The sequence below is a fragment of the Pseudobutyrivibrio sp. LB2011 genome (assembly GCF_000701765.1).
Classification (GTDB): Bacteria; Bacillota; Clostridia; order Lachnospirales; family Lachnospiraceae; genus Pseudobutyrivibrio; species Pseudobutyrivibrio ruminis.
Map to the genome: position 1 here is coordinate 181191 of NZ_KL370823.1, position 20878 is coordinate 202068.

19 protein-coding genes are annotated in these 20878 nt (G+C 41.1%); 1 reads left to right on the forward strand and 18 read right to left on the reverse strand.

The window, feature by feature from the left end:
- Positions 1-68: 68 nt before the first annotated feature.
- The 14 genes from T375_RS12455 to T375_RS12515 all read right to left on the reverse strand — a co-directional run bounded on the left by T375_RS12455 (position 69) and on the right by T375_RS12515 (position 16337).
- Positions 69-1238, reverse strand: coding sequence for a galactokinase (locus T375_RS12455; protein ID WP_044939131.1), 1170 nt, complete (start codon positions 1236-1238; stop codon positions 69-71).
- 18 nt (positions 1239-1256) lie between these two features.
- Entirely contained in the window at positions 1257-1784 is a 528-nt protein-coding gene (locus tag T375_RS12460; RefSeq protein WP_044939134.1) for a DUF6106 family protein, read from the reverse strand.
- A 58-nt stretch (positions 1785-1842) separates the two neighbouring features.
- A complete protein-coding gene (locus T375_RS12465; RefSeq protein WP_044939138.1) occupies positions 1843-4860 on the reverse strand; it encodes a beta-galactosidase, LacZ type in 3018 nt (1005 codons plus the stop codon).
- A gap of 1 nt (position 4861) precedes the next feature.
- Complete coding sequence (locus T375_RS12470) at positions 4862-5674, reverse strand: carbohydrate ABC transporter permease (protein ID WP_044939142.1); 813 nt, start codon at positions 5672-5674, stop codon at positions 4862-4864.
- A gap of 16 nt (positions 5675-5690) precedes the next feature.
- Positions 5691-6572 (reverse strand): carbohydrate ABC transporter permease, encoded by an 882-nt coding sequence (locus tag T375_RS12475; RefSeq protein ID WP_044939399.1) that lies wholly within the window; start codon positions 6570-6572, stop codon positions 5691-5693.
- A gap of 107 nt (positions 6573-6679) precedes the next feature.
- Positions 6680-8044, reverse strand: coding sequence for an ABC transporter substrate-binding protein (locus T375_RS12480; RefSeq protein ID WP_044939145.1), 1365 nt, complete (start codon positions 8042-8044; stop codon positions 6680-6682).
- A 234-nt stretch (positions 8045-8278) separates the two neighbouring features.
- Positions 8279-9214: an AraC family transcriptional regulator gene (locus T375_RS12485; RefSeq protein WP_044939148.1), complete on the reverse strand. Its 936-nt coding sequence runs from the start codon at positions 9212-9214 to the stop codon at positions 8279-8281.
- An 8-nt stretch (positions 9215-9222) separates the two neighbouring features.
- Entirely contained in the window at positions 9223-10593 is a 1371-nt protein-coding gene (locus tag T375_RS12490) for a sensor domain-containing diguanylate cyclase (RefSeq protein ID WP_044939151.1), read from the reverse strand.
- Between the two features lie 23 nt (positions 10594-10616).
- Complete coding sequence (locus tag T375_RS12495) at positions 10617-11441, reverse strand: nickel pincer cofactor biosynthesis protein LarC (RefSeq protein WP_044939402.1); 825 nt, start codon at positions 11439-11441, stop codon at positions 10617-10619.
- Positions 11442-11483: 42 nt separating this feature from the next.
- Entirely contained in the window at positions 11484-12395 is a 912-nt protein-coding gene (locus T375_RS12500; RefSeq protein ID WP_044939153.1) for a DMT family transporter, read from the reverse strand.
- 145 nt (positions 12396-12540) lie between these two features.
- On the reverse strand, positions 12541-12717 hold the full coding sequence (locus T375_RS13655) for a hypothetical protein (protein ID WP_155952523.1): 177 nt from the start codon (positions 12715-12717) through the stop codon (positions 12541-12543).
- Between the two features lie 66 nt (positions 12718-12783).
- Positions 12784-13197: a hypothetical protein gene (locus T375_RS12505; RefSeq protein WP_049960438.1), complete on the reverse strand. Its 414-nt coding sequence runs from the start codon at positions 13195-13197 to the stop codon at positions 12784-12786.
- A gap of 5 nt (positions 13198-13202) precedes the next feature.
- Positions 13203-13772 (reverse strand): zinc ribbon domain-containing protein, encoded by a 570-nt coding sequence (locus tag T375_RS13375; RefSeq protein ID WP_049960439.1) that lies wholly within the window; start codon positions 13770-13772, stop codon positions 13203-13205.
- Between the two features lie 105 nt (positions 13773-13877).
- The gene (locus T375_RS12515) at positions 13878-16337 is read right to left on the reverse strand and encodes an amidohydrolase family protein (protein WP_044939156.1); all 2460 of its coding nucleotides are present in this window, start codon (positions 16335-16337) and stop codon (positions 13878-13880) included.
- A 165-nt stretch (positions 16338-16502) separates the two neighbouring features.
- On the opposite strand from T375_RS12515, the gene T375_RS12520 reads away from it, so the two are divergent.
- Positions 16503-17660 carry a putative glycoside hydrolase gene (locus T375_RS12520; protein ID WP_049960440.1) on the forward strand — a complete coding sequence of 386 codons (1158 nt, stop codon included), beginning with the start codon at positions 16503-16505 and terminating at the stop codon, positions 17658-17660.
- Between the two features lie 11 nt (positions 17661-17671).
- Here the strand turns inward: T375_RS12520 and T375_RS12525 are convergent, their stop codons facing one another.
- From T375_RS12525 to sfsA, 4 genes are all read right to left on the reverse strand, one after another.
- The gene (locus tag T375_RS12525; protein ID WP_044939159.1) at positions 17672-18268 is read right to left on the reverse strand and encodes an NUDIX hydrolase; all 597 of its coding nucleotides are present in this window, start codon (positions 18266-18268) and stop codon (positions 17672-17674) included.
- Positions 18269-18282: 14 nt separating this feature from the next.
- Positions 18283-19221 carry a hypothetical protein gene (locus tag T375_RS12530; RefSeq protein WP_044939161.1) on the reverse strand — a complete coding sequence of 313 codons (939 nt, stop codon included), beginning with the start codon at positions 19219-19221 and terminating at the stop codon, positions 18283-18285.
- Positions 19222-19319: 98 nt separating this feature from the next.
- Complete coding sequence (locus T375_RS12535; protein WP_044939164.1) at positions 19320-20210, reverse strand: DMT family transporter; 891 nt, start codon at positions 20208-20210, stop codon at positions 19320-19322.
- Between the two features lie 3 nt (positions 20211-20213).
- Entirely contained in the window at positions 20214-20864 is a 651-nt protein-coding gene (gene sfsA / locus T375_RS12540) for a DNA/RNA nuclease SfsA (protein ID WP_044939166.1), read from the reverse strand.
- Positions 20865-20878: the final 14 nt, after the last annotated feature.

Below are 20878 nucleotides of genomic sequence, written 5' to 3' on the forward strand. Positions count from 1 at the left end.
GTTGTATGCAACTGTTTAGATAAAAAAAGAGGCCACCCTTTCGGATAGCCTCCCTACAAAATCTTTTATTAGCTTAATCTTCTAGCTCCATCACCGATGTCTACTACGTAGAACTCTGCGTCTAAGTTGTACTTTTCTTTGTATGCCTTACCTACTGTCTCCTTGAAGTTCTCAACAGCCTCGTCCTTTACGATGGCTACTGTGCAGCCGCCGAATCCGCCTCCTGTGATGCGGGCGCCGATTACACCTGGAACGCTCCACTCTGTCTCTACAAGGAAATCAACCTCCTCACATGATACTTCGTAATCATCGCGAAGTGATACGTGGCTGGCATTCATAAGCTTGCCGAATGTTTCGATGTCGTTTTTATTAAGAGCATCTACTGCCTTGATTGTACGCTGGTTCTCAGCTACGGCATGCTTTGCACGACGATAGTTTACTTCGTCCTTGATTGCAGAGCCGTACTTTTCGAATTCTTCGTCTGTAAGCTCTCCAAGTGTACTGATGCCACATACTGTCTGAAGATCTGCAAGTGCCTGTGAGCTTTCGTTACGTCTATCGTTGTATGCGCTGTCTACAAGTGAGTGCTTTACCTTTGAATTTGTGATTACAATCTTTGCTCCATCCAATTTTACGCTGGCATATTTATAGGATAAATCTGCACAGTCAAGGAAAATGGCGTGGTCTTTTTTACCCATTGCAACCGCAAATTGGTCCATTATACCGCAATTACATCCGTTGAAATTGTTCTCAGAGTACTGTCCGATAAGGGCTAACTCTGTCATTGTCTTGTCGATACCAAATAAATCAGTGATTACTGTGCCTGTAAGTACCTCAAGTGATGCTGATGATGAAAGGCCTGAACCGTTGGGAATATTGCCCCAAACACACATTTCAAATCCTGATTTAATTTCCGAACCCTTCTCAATCATAGCCCAAACTACGCCAAGTGGATAGTTTGCCCAGTGATATGCATCCTTATTTGTAAGGTCATCAAGCGAGCTTTCGATAACTCCTACATGCTCGATGTTTGCTGAGTAAAGCTTGATTACTCTGTCTTCACGCTTTCTTGCAACTGCATATGTACCGATTGTAAGGGCACATGGGAATACGTGACCACCGTTGTAATCAGTATGCTCTCCTATAAGATTTACACGGCCTGGTGCAAAATATGTGCGAATATCGCCACCCTGACCGAACTTTTCCTCAAAAATTACTTTTAACTCCTGCTCGTTCATCACATTTCTCCTTTAATTCTAACGATAAATGTCTCTCTTATTGTATTTCTCCATTGCTGTAAGCAACTTGTCTGAAGGGTTGAATATTACTTTGAAATCGTTGCCTTTTGCCTCGCTATGAGCCACTAAGATGTAATCTTTTACTTCTTCATTGTGTGCTGAGCAGTCATATGTCTTAAGCTGAACATGGTCAAACTTAAGTGATTCGTTTGTTCCAACTGCTGCAACCATCTTTATCTCGCTAGACTCGATTGTGACAACCTTTTTTCTCTTTTCGTTATTGATGATTTTCGCAATCTCAAGGCTACCATTTGTGTAGTCATATTCATATTCGATGTTTTTGTTCGAATATAAGATTATCGTAAATATACCAATAATAATGAGCAAAATCGCCATTATAAGTGTTAAAATCCCTCTTGAATAGCCAACAGTACCAACCAATAAGCAGAATGTTGCTACAGCAGCACCTGTTTTTTTTGTTTTATCCTGGGCTGTTTCTATAACCTTTACTGCCTCTTCTACGAATGTGTCGTTTGATTCAAACATTATCCTACCTCCTAAATAAAAAGATCCGGCCACGTGTGTAGCCGAATCTAATTATACCTTATATACCCCTGAAACTAAAGCAAATCTCCATGTCTTTGCTATTATCTAACATGAATTCTGGATGTGTTTTCGCACCCCAGGTATCGTCTCCAGCAACACCCATTTGCTTGCCTATTCTCACGTGTGTGAAATGAACTGGTGGAAGCTCTGTTGGATGCATTGCTTCGTCGATTTCATGTACTGTGCAAGGAAGGGCCGAGAATCCATTGTTCTTTGTAAGGAAGAGGACTCCGTCTCCTCGATTGTCGGTAAGCTTTGCGTACCTTGTATCCTGGTGATTTCCGCATTCCTGTGGCACTAGGTATTTAGCCATGTTATCAGCTACCTTATTTCTAAATACTCCTAGCTTGCCATGGTCACGGTCGTTGTATGTTTCCTCTGGACCTTTGCCGTACCATTCCAGGTTTTCAAGCTGACTATCAAGTGCAAATGTCATTGAAAGCTCTGGAAGCTCGCCTATTTCCGCTGATGCAGGAAGTCTTAAACTACACTCAACAAGTCCATCTGCATATACTACATACTCTACCTGACATGTTCCTGCAGGCTTTGTAGCCAAGTGATATGTATAAGTTACCTTTACTCGCTCATCTGTGGCATCTACCTGTGGGAACTCGTTGATTCCCTGATCCATAACAGATGTTGAGATGTATTTGCTTGCTAACTTCCACTGAGCAGCTCTAAATGGCAACTGGTTTGCCAAATCATTTTCTGTCATTGGGCGCCAGAAGTTTGGCATTACTATGCGCTTTAACAGCTCTTTTCCGTGATATTTGTACGAGCTAAGGCCCTTCTGTCCTACGAATAGCACCTCGAAATCATCGCCTTTTACGCCCAGGTTGTGGAATCCCTGAGTAACCTTAAGCTGCTGCTTTGGTCCTCTTTCGAAGGTGAAGCGGCCAACTGTTGTCTGGCCGTAAGCTACTTCATGGCCTGCCTTTGCCCACATTGTATCTTCTGCAAGAACAAATGAAAGGGTTACCACATACTCATCATCCCTTGGCAAATCAAGCTCTAGCGCATATTCCGTAGTCTCAAGTGGAGGGCAATCAATCACTAGCTCCTCTTCTGCTATCAAATCGCCAAGCTTTTCTACTGTAAGAATGGCTGTGTATTCGTTTGTGTTTGTAAACAGATTTCTATTTTCAATGATGGCCTTGCCCTCATCAAAGGTTATCTTGATGTTTGAATAATCGAATTTAACCTCCTGCATCTTTGGACTAGGCTCTCTGTCCTTGCTATAGCAGATGCCGTCCCCTGAGAAGCTGCCGTCGTTTGGTCTGTCATCGAAATCTCCGCCGTAGCCTTCGAATTCAACGCCATTTACATCTTTCTTTGTGATGGCCTGGTCGATGTAATCCCAGATAAATCCGCCTTGGAATAAAGGCTCCTCATAAGCGTACTCTGTGTACTTGCTCATGGCGCCACAGCTGTTTCCCATGGCATGCATGTACTCGCAATTGATGTAAGGCTTCTCTCTGTGCTCTGAAAGCCACTTCTTAATATCTTTTACGTAGACGTACATTGTAGATTCAACATCTGATAAATCTACTCTTCTATCGTTGAAAACACCCTCGTAATGTACAAGACGTGTGCTGTCCCATTCATGGAACTTGTCCTGCATCTTTCTAAGGTTTGTTCCGCCGTAGCTTTCATTTCCAAGTGACCAAATAAGGACACATGGATGATTCTTGTCACGCTCAAACATGTTGTGGGCGCGGTCGATAACGTTGTCTGTGTATTCTGGTCTATCTCCTGGAACAGCGTAGCTATCATCCCTCATTTTCAGGATTTGGATAGGTGTCTGCCATGTTCCGTGAGTCTCTAAGTTTGTTTCATCTATTACGTACAATCCAAAGATATCGCACAATCTGTAGAAGAATGTCTGGTTTGGATAATGGCTTGTACGGATTGCATTTATATTGTTTTGCTTAATTGTAATGATGTCCTTGAGGATGTCCTCCTCTGAAAGGGCACGTCCTGTTGATGAAGAAAATTCGTGGCGGTTAACACCCTTGAATACGATGCGCTTACCATTGATATGCATCATATGGTCCTTCATCTCGAATCTTCTAAAGCCTACCTTTTCCTTTACTACCTCTGAAAGTCTGCCTGTTGGGCCGAATACATTGAGCTGTAAATCGAAAAGATAAGGATGTTCTGCACTCCACAGCTTTGGCCCCCTCACATGAATTTCCATGTGATTCTTGCCATTTTCTACTGCCATTTTGTTCAGCACATCTGCATCATCATCAGAAAGAGTCATCTGAACAAGTCCCTCTCCCACAACATCCATATCAATTACAAGAGTAGCATCCTTATAATCGTCATCTAGAAGGGTTTGGATACGGATGTCGCGAATGTGTGTCTCCGGAACTGTATACAGATAAACCTCTCTGAAAATGCCTGAAAATCTGAAGAAATCCTGGTCCTCACACCAGCTTCCAGCTGTCCATTTGAACACCTGAACTGCCAGCTTGTTCTCGCCCTCTCTGATGAAAGGTGTTAAATCGAACTCGCTTGGAGTAAAGGAATCTTCGCTATAACCAACATACTGGCCGTTAAGCCAGAGTGCAAATCCACTTTCTACACCCTGAAATGAGATGTAGATTGGACCATTTTTCATGAATTCTGGAACTGTAAAATACTTGACGTAATTACCAACTGGATTCTCCTCTGTTGGTATTTCGCCAGGCTCTACGGCCTCGTGACCATCCCATGGATACTGAGTGTTCACGTACATGATTTTATCGTATCCTTCTAATTGTATATGGGCTGGGACTTTAATATCGTCCCATCCCTTACAATCTCTTCCATCCTCATAGAAGTTCTTGTCGCAACACTCATAATTCTTGGCAAATTCAAATTTCCAAGTGCCATTTAAAGAGTACTTGAAATTAGATTTTTCACCGTATGCATATGCTTCGCTGTCGTAATACTCGTGGTCTGAGTGAGCATCTAATCTATTTTGTTGAAAAACTCTTGGGTCTTTTACAATTTCATAATTGAATTCATTCATTTTATTTTACCGATCCTGTAATTCCTTCTGCAAACTGCTTCTGAAGTACGAAGAATACAAACATTGTTGGTACTGAGCAGAACAATACGCCAAGCATTGTCATACCGTAATCTACGGTGTAACCACTTGAAATGTTTGCGATGAACATTGGCATTGTCTGAGCACGGTTGTCGCTCATTACTACCTTTGGCCACATATATGCGTTCCATGCGTTCATAAATGTGATAACAGCAGCTGCTGCATAGATTGATTTCTGAATTGGAACATACATCTTGAAGAAAATCTTCCATTCAGGAAGTCCATCGATTCTGGCTGCTTCCATGATGTCAGGTGGGAAATTACGAGAATTCTGTCTGAACATCATAATCATAAATGGTGTTGAGATTCCTGGAAGGATGAAAGCCCAAACACTATTAAGTAATTTTGCTTTTGAAATAAGTCCGTACAAAGGAACCATTGTTGCTACTGCTGGAACCATCATTGCAAGAAGAAGGATTCCGAAAAGTCTATCCTTTCCCTTGTCGTGATAAAGCTCAAAGCCATAACCTGCGATTGAACAAACAAAAAGTGTAAATATAGTCTGCACAATTGAGTAGAAGAATGAGTTGCCCATACTGCTCCAAAGTGTACCCTGCACCGCGTTCTTTAAGTGTTCAAAGTTTACTGCAAGCTGATTTCCAAATGTGATCGAACCTCTAGCAACTGCAAGTGATTCATTTGTTGCTGCTGCAATCATCCAATAAAGTGGAAATACTGATATTAGCGAGCAGATTATCAAAAAGATGTAAGTAGGTATAAGCCTACGCTGTATCATTGATTTATTTCTCTTTTTAGTCACGTGTATCACCTACTTTCAAACTAATAAATGCTAGAATTCCAACCAAAATGAATACGATAAATGACATTGCTGATGTGTATCCTAACTGTCCAACACCCTGACCAAATGCCTGGTTGTAAATGTAGTGTGACATTGTGATTGTTGAGTTTGCAGGTCCACCACTAGTCAAGTTCATTGACTCGTCGAAGAGCTGTAATGTACCGTTGATTGACATGATTGCTGTCATAACGATTGTTGGCTTAAGAAGTGGCACTGTAATGTACCAGAATGTCTTCCAACCACTTGCACCATCGATTTTTGCTGCTTCATATACTGAGTATTCAATGTTCTGAAGTCCTGCAAGGTAGAATACCATGTTGTATCCTGTCCATCTCCAAATCAAAGCAATGATAATTACGGCCTTTGCTGTTGCTGGAGTTCCAAGCCAGTTGATGTTCTCGCTGATGATACCAATCTTCATAAGAACTGAATTGATAAGACCCTGTGTTGCAAACATTGACTTGAAAATCAAAGAATATGAAACCAGTGATGTAGCACATGGTAAAAAGATACATGTTCTGAAAAGTCCCTTGAACTTTAAGTCCTTGTTGTTAAGGAGCTGTGCCAAAAGGATGGCAAGTACCAACATAATAGGGACCTGTATTATTAAATAAAAGAATGTATTTTTCATGGATGTCATGAAAATACTATCCTGTAGCATTCGAGTGTAATTGTAGGTAAGTGGATCAGCAAATGCGATATTGACACCCTTACCTGTTTTTAATGATGTAATAAAAGCTTTAATAATTGGATAAAAGCTCATTATGAAAATGAGTATTGTTGCTGGTGTAAGAAAAATCCAGCCCGCTGCTAATTGCTTATTAGCAAGCGTCATTCCTCTTCTTTTCTTTTCCACGGCGATTCCCTCTTCTTTTTAAAAAAGGGAAGTGGGTTTACCACTTCCCCAAAAATTATCTTTTAATACTTTTTTATTGATTGGAATTATAATCCCATATCAAATCTGAGCTGCTGCTCAGCATTTGCAAGTGCTGTATCAACATCTACGCCATCTGTAAGTACGCTCTGAAGAGCTGTAGCAAGCTGTGTACGTGCTGAGTAGTGATAATCTGACTGCTCAACTGTTGGTACGTGCTGTGTGTACTCAACGATTGTTGCATAGATTGGCTGATCGTTGAAGTAAGCAACACCCTGCTGGTAAACATCTGACTCTGCAGCTGCTGCACATGTTCCGATAACACCACCGTTTGTAAGTGCCTCATCATATGTTGTAGACTGTCCGTCTTCTGCTGAACGACCACCAAATGTGTAAGCTAAGAAGTCCTTAGCAAGGTCTGTCTTTGAGCAATTAGCTGTGATGTAAAGTGATGAACCACCGTTTGAAGCGTATCCTTCTGCACCTGTAAGTGTAGGAGCTGTTGTGATTTCCCACTTACCTGCGTTATCTGCAACCTGCTCGATTGTAGGAATGATCCAGTTACCATTGTAAACACCTGCAACCATGTCGCCCTGGATAGCCTGATCTGTGTAATCTGACCAGTCGTTTGCAAGGTAAAGAACGTTGTCCTGAGCAAGCTTAACGATTACGTTAAATACATCTACGAGCTGCTGGTTCTCTGTGAAGTATGGCTCACCGTTCTTGAACTGTGAAGCGCCTTCAGCCTGAAGCATCATGTAGAATAAGTCGTTTCCATCGCCATCCATGCAAAGTAAGTACTTGCCTGTTGCGTTGTAAACATCAACACCAATCTTGTCGAACTCATCCCAAGTAATACCTGTTACATCATCGATTGTGTAACCAGCCTGCTCAAGAAGGTCTGTTCTGTAAGCAAAGATTGCTGTTCCTGCATCTACAGGGAATCCGTAATGCTTGCCATCGATTGTAGAGTATGAAAGCTTCTCAGCTCCAAGTCCTGACCAATCGCAATCTGCATCGTCAACATCCTGCCATGCATCTGGATAATTTGTAACGTACTGCTGGATGTAGTGATCCTGGAAAAGTACGATATCTGGTAATGTGCTGTAGTCTCCAGCCTCTGCTGCAAGTGTTACAGCATTCTCAACGTCTGAAGACTGTGACTGTGTGATAATTTCAAGATGGAAATCTGGATTAACATCCTGATAATCCTTCTCTGCTGCCTTAAGTGCTGGGATATTGAAGTTTTCGTCCCAAGCATAAACTGTAAGTGTGTTCTCGTCATCTGACTGAACATCGGCTGCAGCTGCTGCGCCGTCCTCTGTTGTAGCAGCATCGCCTGTTGCTGCTGTGTCTGAGCTTGAGCTGCCGCATGCTACCATAGAAGCTGCCATTGCACCAACAAGCATGAGTGAAAGTAATCTTCTCTTCATTCTCTTCTTCTCCTTATTTGTTTAAATTGTTCGGGGGTTATTGTGCATCATGCACAACTTATTACCCAATACCTACCCCTCATATGGTCATAATACTAGTTATATATAGTTATTGTCTGACAAATTTGCTCTAAAAAAGTGCAAATTCGACTATCAAAGATTGTTAAATAATTGTTTTTCTACGAAAATATGTTAAGAACGTGAAAAAAGGATGGTGATTTAGCGTTAGCTAAATCACCATCCCTTCTTGGCACTGATTTGATAATTCTTTTTTGTTATTCCTAAATGATTCTCTTCTTTTTTCCACTGATAAGGTGTCTTACCAGTAAGCTTTTTGAAGTTACGATTGAAGGTGGATGGAGTCTGATATCCAACTCTGAATCCAACTTCTTCCATGGCATAATCCTTGTTCTGGATTATCTCGCATGCCTTGTCTATTCGAACCATGTTCAAATAATCAAGAGGCTTCATGCTCATGGTCTCTTCGAATATTCGTCTAAAATGACTTTCAGAAAGACCACATTCATCGGCCACATCAGCCATCTTTATTTCCTCTGCATAGTGTTCTGCAAAGTAATTTATACTCTTTTCGATGTAGCTATTTAAGCGTTTCTCCTCGATTGTAAGGGAAGAGCTCATATCCTCGTTGATACGAAGCAGCTCCACTATGAATGCTCTCAGATAGCCCTTTACAGATTCCTTGTAGTAAGGCTTTTGCTCACGATACTCCTCAATAATGTTTCTAACAATGGTATTCAATGTCTTATTCTGATTCCACTGAATTACATAGCCCTGACTGTTAAGGCGCTTTATTACTTCCTCAGGAAGCATGCGCTTGAACTGCATCTCCTTTTTTATGAAGCTGTTAATATCGATGTACAGATACTCCCATTTGCAGATTCCGTTGTTGATACTTTTTGTCTCGTGTGGAATATTCTCTGGGATGATGGTGATTATACCGCCTTTGTAATTAACATTAGCCTCCTCGATTGTGAGCTGGCCATTGCCCCAGTAGCAGTAACCAATTTCCATGTAGTTGTGGAAATGAAGCAGATTTTCCTGCTCCGCTCCGTAACTGCGAACCCAACTATCGCCCAAAAGAGCCATTACATAATGGCCTTCTGGAATCTCATAATATCTGTATTCAATCTGCTTTTTCTGTTTTGCCATAATAAATCCTAGTGTCTTCGATCGTTATTTGCAGAATAAAACTCTGCCTTATCATTGTACATCAGCTTGTCGGCAGTGTTAATCATCTCTTCCATATTTTCTGCATTTTCCTGCCATGTTGCTCCTATGGCCATTGATACTTTTTTACATTTCTTACGAAGCTTTGCTACCAGCTCTTCGAAATATTCCTTTTCTACCTGAGGTACGATTGCCACAAATTCATCTCCACCAATTCGGTAGCTATATTTCTTTTTAAAGACTGATTCTATAATGGCTCCCGCTTCTTTTATGTGCTCGTCACCTGCATCATGGCCTTGCTCATCGTTGATTGCCTTAAGACCATTAATATCAGCAAAGCACACACCAACAGGTATCTTCATACCCTCTATCATGTTGAGGGTTGCTGTAAATGCATTCCTGTTTCTTAGGTTTGTCATAGCATCATGGGAACTCATATATTGCATTTCCTGACCAAGGATGTAGTTTCTAAGCTCCTCTGATATGAAGATGGCAACTGTCTCAAATACTTCTGCCAGATTTATATCCAGGTACAAAGAGAAATTGTCGGCAACAAGATAGCCGATTGTCTCACCCTTGTCCTGTATAGCCGTGATAATATAACGGGAAATTGTTCCCTGAAGCACATCCTCGTATACTTCTTTATTTTTCTTAATGATTTCTTTCGTATCTTCAACAATTACAACTCTATTCTCCAGCAACTGCTTATCCCACATTGTGAAGAAATCGAATCGCTCAAAGTCTTTTCTGTTTGGCAAGCCTGTGCCACTCTTTTTGTCTGTCCACTCATAGATATCTCCCAGGTCACCGTCCTTAGACTCTACAATATAGACTCTGTCTGCTTTTATTTTTGTTCCAAGTGCTTTAAGTGTAGCCTTGATACCTCTTTTAAAATCGCTTGTGGAAAGAACCTTGGCGCAATCCAAGATTAGATTATTAGAATTAGATACAATTTCCTGGGTTTCCTCCTTGCGCTTTTCAGCTGTAACATCATGAATGATGAAGGCGCAAAAGCCTTTTTTATAAACTGGAACTGCCCAGAATTCGAACCATTTATTGAACTGTGTATTGAAAGTGCGGTTGATGACAGATTGGCGCATGACTGCAGCCTGATAGCTGAGCCTTATCCAATCCTCATCCCTGTTTGCAACAGTTGTATAGTATGTTGCACCCATTAATTCCGCTGTTGGTTTTCCAACTAAAGATGCGTATTTTTCGTTTACGAAAATGAACTGCATGTCATGTACAGTACCAAAAGGATCTGTCATAATCCTGAAAACGCAGCATGCGTCAGGCAAATCCTTTAGCATATACAAAACTTCACTAGCTGAGTAATCCTTAAATTCTTCAATCTTCTCCATGTAGAAACCCCTTTTCTCCCCGATTATTTAATAATCATTGCTCGTAAAAAACCTGCTAAACCATAGTCTCGTTTACCGCTACCCATGCCAACCTTTTCGATAACGAATTCCTTTGGAAGGCTGTCGCTTGTTCTAAGTGCCGCAACTGTGGCAGCTCCTGTTGGAGTAACTAACTCTCCATTGATGTCTAGAATTTCTAATCCAATTTTGTATTTAGAAACAATATTAGTTACTGCTGGCACTGGCACTGGCAAAATGCCATGCTGACATCTGACAGTTCCCTGGCCCTCATAAAGCTTTGGGACAATCACGTCAGTGATATCCAGATTGTCCATGCAAACTGCTATGGAAATGATATCGACGATTGAATCAATTGCTCCTACTTCGTGGAAATGAACCTGCTCCACTGGTACCCCGTGGGCCTTTGATTCTGCCTCTGCCAACACATTAAAAATTCTTTTGGCAATCTCTCTTGCTCTATCTGTAAGGGCTGCAGAATCGATAATTTGATTTATCTCCTTCATGCCCCTATGCTCATGATGATGGTGATGCTCGTGATCGTGGTGTTCATGGTCGTGGTCATGATGATGCTCCTCATGGAGATGTCCATAAAGATAATCCATATCGTGATCGTGTCCATCATGCTCATCATCCAGGATTACATCAAAATCCATGCAATCCAAGCCTGCTCGCTTCACTCTGCTGTAAGCAATCTTGAAGCCCTCAGCATTTATTGTACTTAGGACCTCGGATAAGTATTGCTTATCAGCCCCCAAGTCTAAAAGCGCACCTACAGTCATATCGCCACTAATGCCTGAATTACATTCTAAATATAATGTACGCCCCATTTTGTCTCCTTTATTATCTTGATTATATCGTATTTACGATTTTTAGTCTCCCTCAATTGTCGCTAAAATAAGGATACCTGCGATAACTAAGAACAAGAATAGATACTGCTTTCTTGTAAGCTTTTCTTTCAAGAAGATTCTTGAAAGTGTAAGTGATACTACGCATACTGCTGAAATGATTGGAGCAGCGATTGCACCGTTTCCACTCATGGCATATACGTATGTAAACTGACCTGCTGTCTCGCAAACACCGGCAAGTACTTTGTCTCTCTGCTTTGGAAGCTCAAACTTCACTCCGCGGCTCCACATGAAAAGTAAGAGAAGAATTGCACAGATGAAGAATGTAAGCTCGTAAGAAGTGTTAGCTACCTCTTCGATTGTTGCCTCGTTTACGTTTGCAAGTGGGCTTGTTTCCATTTCCAAATAATAGATGTCAAGGAATGTTCCAAGTGCATCGAGTGTTGCATAGCAGAATGGCATCGCAAATGCGATAATTGCCATCTTCTTTCCAAGCTTTTTCTTTCTGTCTGTATCGCCGTTGTTCTCAAGGAAGCCAAGTCCAAGAATACCGATAACGATGATTACGATAGCGATGATTGAGCCTGTTGCAATTGTCTCACCAAGGATGATTACGCACATAAGTGATACGATGGCACCTGATGTGTTCTCGATTGGATCTGAGATTGATTCCTCAATGAAACGCATTCCAAAGAATGAAAATGCCATTGAAAGAATGTAGCAAAGGGATACTGGAAGATAGCGAACAAGGTTGATTGGATTGTATCCAATATCCTGAGTAAGCAATGTAAAGATTGCATGCATACCCATGATGACACCTACGGAAACGCATATCTTCAAATGAGCGAACTTCTCGTCCGGGTTAGCTCCCTTCTTATAGAATAGCTCCGCAAGACCCCAGATAAAGGTTGTTGCGAGGGTAAAAAATAACCACATAATATTTCCTCATTTCTTTATTTAATTTACGGGTTTATTATATATTTTTTAATAAGTAGCACGCAATCATTTTTACAAAATTCACCGAGTTTTCACGGTTTATATAAAAAAATACCCCTGATTAAATTAATCAGGGGTTTAAACACTATTTATTATTTTCATCCATTTCGATATTGATACTCAAATCAATATCGCTTTTCTCAAGCTTGCCTCTGTTGATTTTGCGCTGAGCTTCGTGAAGCATTTCTTTAAGCTTCTCTAAATCCTCGTATGCATCATCCGAGCTGTAAGGCTTGCTCTCGTCTTCCCAATTGTAATCCATACTGCATCCCACCTTTACTGTGGGGTCAGTATAACAAATTAGTTTGTTTAAATGATGAAATTTGTATTACATATTCTTTTCAACTAAACCATCAACAAATGGAATAGCGATTGTGCCCTGGTTAAGAGCCTTGAAGATAAGACCGATGAAGATGATATCTTCGCAAATGCTAAGAACACGGCATACAAGGTTGAAGATATCTGAAACAAAGTTTCCGTAGATATCTGCACCAAATACATTGATGAGAGATACAACCCAATCAGCAGCGTCTGGAATAAGTCCAACTAATGCAATAAGGAAATCAAAGAATACCATTGTTGCTGCAGCCTTAACTACTGCCTTCTTTAACCATGTGTTTTCTTCTCTAAGAAGAACATATCCTACTACAAGAGCTGTTGCTACATATCCGCCAAAACCAACTGCTGCAATTGCAAATGCTCCAAATAAACCTACTGGTAAACCTAATTTTGTCTTTTCCATAACTATTAATTCTCCTCTACTTTAGTTCCACAATTTGTGCAGAATAATGCACCGTCTTCAAGTGTTGCGCCGCATGATGAGCACTTCTTTTCTACTGGGGCTTCTACTGCTGGAGCCTCCTCTACAGGTGTTTCAACAGAAGCTGCTTCCTCTACTGGAGCTACCTCTGGTGCTGATACTACCTCAGCCTCAGCTGCAGGTACATCGACAGGTGCTTCCTGCTTTGGTACTGCTGTACCGCATGAGCTACAGAATGCTGAATCCTTAGGAACCTCAGCTCCGCAGTTAGGGCACTTTACAACACCCTTAATGTTTGTAATCTGCTGTCTGTAATCTTGAATCTTTCCAAGTGATTCATTAATTGCTGCAAAGTGATCCTTGAAGCAATCTTCAAAGTCTTCAAGATGCATTTCAAAATAGAGCTTACCAATCTGCTGATATGCATTGTTGATTCTTCGCTCTTCATCTGAAATATTTGAGTTTAGCTTTGCTACATCTGCAAAATCTTTTGTCTTAGCAATAGCTCCTTGACTAGCATCGGAAATCTTTTTTCCAAAATCATCAAAAAAACCCATTTTTTCCTCCTTAACAAATATTCTTCCTTTTTGTTATTATGTCGCTAAAATTCGCTCCTTTAAATATAGCTCATTTGCATTTTTTAGTAAATAAATTTGAGCTATTTATTTGCTTTTAAATTTAGTTTTTAGTGAATCAAAAATATCCGTCAAAGGTGTCTCCCCATCGAAAGAATATACATAACCGTGAAGGGATTTTGCCTTCTGCATAAGAGTCTTGGAATGGTTCCAAATAAGGATGGCTGAGCGGCCCTTTCCGTTTTTTGCCTCCTGGATAAGATTGGCTGCTGCACTATTTCCATCAAAGGCTACTACCACTGATGGGCGACGCTCGAAAATCTCATAGTTAATACTTTTGTATATTCCCATTCCTTCAGACTCGATTGAAACTCGAACCTTAACATCAGCTTCCTTAATCTTTTCTGCCTCTTTCTTTGTAATAAGAGCAGGCACAAATGAATAGATTCTGAAGCCCTTGTCGTTGTGGTCTAAAAGATATTTTTCATAACCAGAAAGCTTGTGACCTATGACAAAGCAAACTTCATCCGGGCTCATGTATTCAAGCATGTCGTCCATTTGCTTTATAGCGTTGGCGCTGATTTTTGTAGTTCTATTTTCAGTGTTAAAGCTTCCTCCCAAGAGAACCACTGGTGTTCTATCCCATGTGATTTCCTCAATCTGGTCCTTCAGCTCTGTGTTGGCATCAAGCTTTGGTGCAGATTTGGCCTTTGCCTTTGAAATGGTAACGGCCTGCATCTTTTCAAGGAGAACTTCCTCCATGTCTCTGTCACCTAAAAGCTCGGCGAAGGCTGCCTTCTTAGTAGAATATGCCTTCTGGCTCTCCTCGATTATCTTGCTTTCGGAATCGTGCATTTGTTTAAGCTCTTCGTCTGTAAGACCAAGCATTTTCTCCAATGAAAGCTGCTCGTCGATAGAGTTTGTACCATAGAGGGCTGCACCATCTGTACCCTGTACGCAGGAAATTCCTTTTTCAAGGTACTGCTTAAGTGGATGATTCTGAAGTGAGTTCAGGTTGTTCAAACGCACGTTACTTGTGATCTGGAACTCAAGAACCACGTTGTTTTCCTTTAGCTCTTTTAATGTCTCCTTGCCCTTTTTGGAAGCAAGGCTGTATGTATAAAGTCCATGGCCTAATCGCATCCTTGGCATCTGCTGGCCTGGCTCCAATGATTCTTTTACACAGGCAATTGAATGGGCGATGTTGTCCTTTTGACTATCATTTTCTCCTGCATGAACACGGATGACAAAGCTTGGATCAGCCTTTGCAATCTTTACGATTTCCTTGAAGGCAGGCTTTAGAGTGATGATATCGTTTATCTCCTCGCCTACGAAATCGCAGCCTGCCACATATGGATCAAGGGCTGTTGCTTTAAGAACTTCTAAGTTCTGCTCCAGGTAGTTGGCTGGAGTGACGGCATCCTTAACGATTGTAAGAGGGATACGACGCATCGCTGCAAGGAATCGAATCATGACACCTGTCTCCTGGTAAATGCTTGGCATAACGGCATGAACCTGTCTAAGCATTTCGATTGATTCGTACTTTTTAACAAGGGTTGTGTCACTGATTTCTGCATAGCAAACGCCCTGCTTTTTGTAGCTTCTGGCAATCCAAAGAAGCTTATCCTGGAAGATTGTATTGTGGCAATAATCAGGATTTTCCCTATCACGAAGCATCTGTTTAAGGGCGTTTTTAACATCCTCATCTGGAATCATATCCACCTTTGCAAAAGGTATCTGCTCCTCGCTTTCCTTTCCTTTACAGAATACATAACGATACAGGTAAACCTTTTCCAGGTTTGTAAATACGGCCTGTCCATCCTTGATAACTGCCAGAGAATTTCTAATCTTTACGATGTTCATCTCAGCATTGTCCAGGTTGTTTAGGATTAGGTCTGCGAAGTTTATAAACGTATTATCATTGATTCTACGGTCCAAATACTTGCCCTGCAAATCCGATGATACGAACTGTCTGGCAACCTTTTCACGCTGGGCATTTACCTTTTCCCACTGAGCATCTGTAAGCTCTAGCTCCAGCTTCTTTACATAATAAAGTGGATAGCGAATCTGATGAGCGATTCCCAGTGCGATGAGGATATCGCCTGTCAAATTGCCATTCATATGGGTGTGCAAATCTGCTCTGAATTTTAAATCCTTGCGGATGAATGTCTTGAATATTGTCTTTCCAGCAGGAAGCTTGAAATCCTTTGTCTGGCTCATGAGTGTCTTTGCAATGGCTGGGATTGTAGCTTTTCTATCTACTGAGCCATCAGGATAAATGCTGGCAATCTCTGTGTCTGCCAGCTTGAAGATATAGCTCTCCTGATTATTTCCATCTATAAAGCATGGAATCTCATCTGTGATGATAAGCATTCCATTGTCATCCTGTGAAAGTGGGAGGTTACAGGTCTTTGAAAGATTACGAATAAGGTTGCCTGTACTGTGATTTGGCGTGGTCAGGACATAGTACATCCTGTCTAGATCCTTGTAGAGATTTACAATAATATCCTTCTCGTTGTCGAGAAAAAAACAAGTTAAATACGTCATATCCACTCCTATTATCCTAAGATTTTTACTATATTTTGTATCATAGAATCGGTCTCATTACAACAAATCTCTTGTTCTAATTCTAACACTATTTTGTCAGAGCGTTTTAAAATTATTTAAATATGTTGTATTATTATACCTAACATACATTTGGGGAGATTTTTTATGAAATATATTAAACGATATTTACCTTTAGCTATTGCTTTTGGAATTTCCGCGGCCATTCTTGTTGCCGTGCTGATTATAAGTTCGGTTAGTAAAGCCACCGTTATCAAAGAACATAGTGATGATAATGGATCCGCTCCTATTATTTCACCTGATGAACATACCTTCTCACATCCTAAGGTCCATGGCATCTATGTGACTGCGCCAACTGCCGGCACTGAAAAAATGGATGAATTAATAGATCTTATAAACTCCACTGATTTGAATGCTGTTGTACTTGATATTAAGGAAGATTCCGGAAACGTCTCCTTTTATCTAGACAATCCAGATACCGACGAAACCAAAGCTTGTATCCCATACATAAAGGATATTAAAGCGCTTTTACAAACTCTTCACGATAACGATATTTACGTCATCGGCCGAATCTCTTGCTTTAAGGACCCAGTTTTAGCTGAGGCTCATCCTGAGCTGGCGTTGCTGGATTCAACTGGTGAGCCAGTGGTTGATTCAATGGGAAATGCATGGGTTAATCCATGCAAACAGGAAGTATGGGATTATGTGACAGACATTGCCGTAGATTGCGCTCTCCTCGGTTTTGATGAGATTCAGCTTGATTATGTTCGTTTTCCAGTAGGCCAGAACTCGGAAGATGCTGTTTATGGCGTTGCCTCTGATGATGAAAGCAGACAAGAATACATCAACAGCTTCCTTTCACAAATCACTTCTGCTGTTCATGAAAAAGCTTTTACTCCTGTCAGCGCCAATGTCTTCGGAACAATTATTACAAGTGATGTGGATGCAAAGCACATCGGCCAAAGCTACACTGACTTCGCCTCAACTGTTGATTGCATCAGCCCAATGATTTATCCATCTCATTATGCTGCCGGAGATTTCGGTCTAGATGTACCTGATGCCAATCCTTACGATACCATCTTTGCTGCTTTATCTGGATCCGCAGATGCACTTGCTTCCATCCCAGATGAGAATAAATCGACCGTTCGCCCATGGCTTCAGGCTTTCACCGCTGAAAATGTGGAAGGCCACATAGAATATGACAAAGCCGCCATCGACAACGAAATTCAAGCTGTCTATGATGCCGGCTATGATGAATGGATTTTATGGAATTCAAAAAGTGATTACTCTGTATTATCAGAGTAATCACTTTTTTATTATTTATTCTCTTCCTTATCTGCAAGGAGCAACGCGAGAATGTGATTAGCCTGTGGGAATTCGCCCGAGGCAATCATCTCATCAATCTGTGCTCTATTGTAAAGATGTACGTTTAAGACTTCTGTCTCATCAAGGTTCTGTCCGCTCACCTTTCTGCAGTTCTTTGCAACATAGATATAGGCATAATTATCAGCCATAGTAGCATTTGATGGAACTGTCAGAAGGAACTTCCAGTCGTCGCTTTCGTATCCTGTTTCCTCCATAAGCTCGCGCTTTGCTGCCGCAAGAGCGTCCTCTGTGCTGCCAGCATCCTGGCGGTTTCCGTATTCTTTGCCATCTGTTCGCTCAATTCCGCCAGCACAAAACTCTGTGGTCACTCGCTTGATTCCCTGACGATACTGTCTAACACAGATATAATTTTCTTCTTCATCTGTGGCTACTATTACCACATAGTCGCGGCGGCTGTAGCTGTAGTATGGCTCAAATTCTCTACCATCTGGAAATCTGTATCTGCTTTTTCTGAAATCTATCCATTCGTCATTTACGATATGTTCGCAGGATACCTCTTCCCACTGAAGTTTTTCGTTTTCGCTCATTTATTTATCCTTTTTTATCTTTGAATTGTGAACTCGTAGGCTGTGTTGTATGTGGCCACATAAAGTGTGTCACCCTTGATATCAAACTGCTCTGGTGCTGATTTTATCGAAATCTCATCCACCTTGTCGCCTGTGTGCTTATCAAGCAAGTAGATGTAGTCTGGCTCCGATGTAAAACCATATCCGCAGATGATTGTATCGCCATCAACGATGAAGTTGCAAAGGCCTGATACAAGTGGCTCGCTTCGCCAAATCACTTCATTTTTCTGAAGGTCGATAGCTACTATGTGGCTTGATAATGGGTTCTCGCTGGAATATCCATTGTGCATGATTGAAACATAAAGGATATTGGCATTTTCATCCATCACTGCATACTGAATATTCTGTACTGCCTGTGAATATCTTCCTGATTCATCTGGGCCGTAACAAAGCTCGTATAAATCCAAATAATAAAGGATATCCCCTGTGCTTTCGGATGAAATTGTAAGTGCTGTGCATGAATAATCATCATCTGGATAAAGCCCCATGTATGTAAATGTTCCATCTGAGTATGGAAGTCTCTGATACTCAAAACCATTCTTTTGGCACCACACATCGGTATCAAGCCACTCTTGACTCTCCTCTTTTGTCTTAGTAAGGGAAAGATGTGGGTAATCATCAGCATTTAATCCAGTGTTATTAAACTTATCCCATGAAGGATTCTTGATTGTGATAGCTGCTGGTGATTCTGTGATATTTTCATCGTTGTTTTCAAGCTCATCATCATCTGCGAATGCAGATTCAGATGTTTCAGTTGAACCTTCTTTTGTATCAGTTGTTGATTCTGAATTCGCTGACGCTGCTGACTCTGTAGTCTGTGTATCCTCATCATCCTCAATTGAAATTTTAATTGTTTTGCAGCCTGTTAATACAAGGCTTGCACTTAACATTAATAACAAAGCTTTCTTTTTCATAATATTATGTCTCCTTTTTTCTGCATTTTCTAGTATGACACTTTCATCTATTTTTTCAATAAAAAAGACAACAGTTTTTGTCTGTTGTCTTATAATCTCTATTCTTTTTTAGAAAACGTAATACTGCACAGCATCAGGAAAATCAGCGCAAAACCAAGTGCATCGTACAATGTGAACTTATTTCCAAGGATTGTAGTTCCGATGATTGCAGCAGTTATAGGCTCTGCGAAGCTGTAAAGGCTGGCCTTGTTTGGGCCGATTCGCTTAACACCGCTGATGTATAGCGTGAATGCTCCGATGTTTCCAACAAGTACTACGAAGGCTATGCCAAGAAGTCCGTAAATATTTGGTGTGTAAGGGATTTGCCATATTCTAAAGACTAAGCATCCAAATGCGCCACCCATCAAAAATGACCATGCCTGGGCGATAACTACTGGTGTGTCGTTTGTGATTCTTGGCGCAAGCACATTGTAAATCATTACACATACCGCACTTGCTATGCCGGCTATCAGCGCACCCTTTGCTACTGAAAGATTTTCGATGTTTCCATGGGTTGTAAGGAAGAATACACCAAGGATTGCCAGTAATATTGCGCATATCTCACCGACTCTTGGTAATCTTTTTCCATGAATACATGTTACGAGAAGGATGAAAATAGGTGCTAAATCCTGCAAAATCGTACCTATAGCTGCGGTTGAAAGCTCTATAGTTAGGAAATATAGAAACTGGCAGCAGCTAACTCCTAGCAGTCCATATATCAGCATGTTTATAGACTGACCAGGTGTGGCCCATGGTTTGAAGGTTTCTTTTTTGTATTTTATAAGACAGTAAATAAATAAGATAATTCCTGCCATGCCCAGACGAATCGGCACAAGCCACTGACTATCCATCTGCTGCACATCAAATAAATACTGGCCCACAGAACCTGAGAGCCCCCAGCAGGAGGCTCCCAAGATTGTAAGCAATATTCCTTTATAATCACGTTTCATCTGTTAATTAATAATCTCCAATAAATCTTTTTCTACGTGGCACTGCAAAAACAGCACCTGTACGCCTGCGTCCCGAGCCTCTTGTAAAGCGATACCAAACTCCGGGTGAGTCTCCACATTGGGGCGCACTTCTGTAACTCCATCTACCTGAATTACAAAAGCCACCATAGCCTTATACCCAAGCTTTGTAGCCTTTGCCAACTCTCTCAAATGCTTTACTCCACGCTCTGTAGGCGCATCAGGGAAATAGCCTACACCATCTTTAATGAGTGTGCAACCTTTAACTTCTAGAAGATATTCATCCTCACCTTTTTTCATGAAGAAATCGATTCTGGAATCGCCATATTTATGCTCCGGATCAATATAATCGTAATCCTGCTTTTCAAGCCACTCCTTCACCACCGCATTTGGCGCCTGAGAATCTATGTTGATTATCCCAATAGGTGTCTCAACGGCAACCAAATCATATGGGGTCTTACGCTCTGGATTTGTGGCTTTTTCCAGGTATACCGTCCTTCCAGGAAGCAATAATTCCTTGCATCGGCCAGTATTTTTCACATGAACGGTTACTTCCTGCCCATCAATATCTACCTGAGCTATAAAGCGATTTGGACGTGATATGAACTTTGCTTCTACTATATTTTTATATTTCACTAATGATTTTTCTC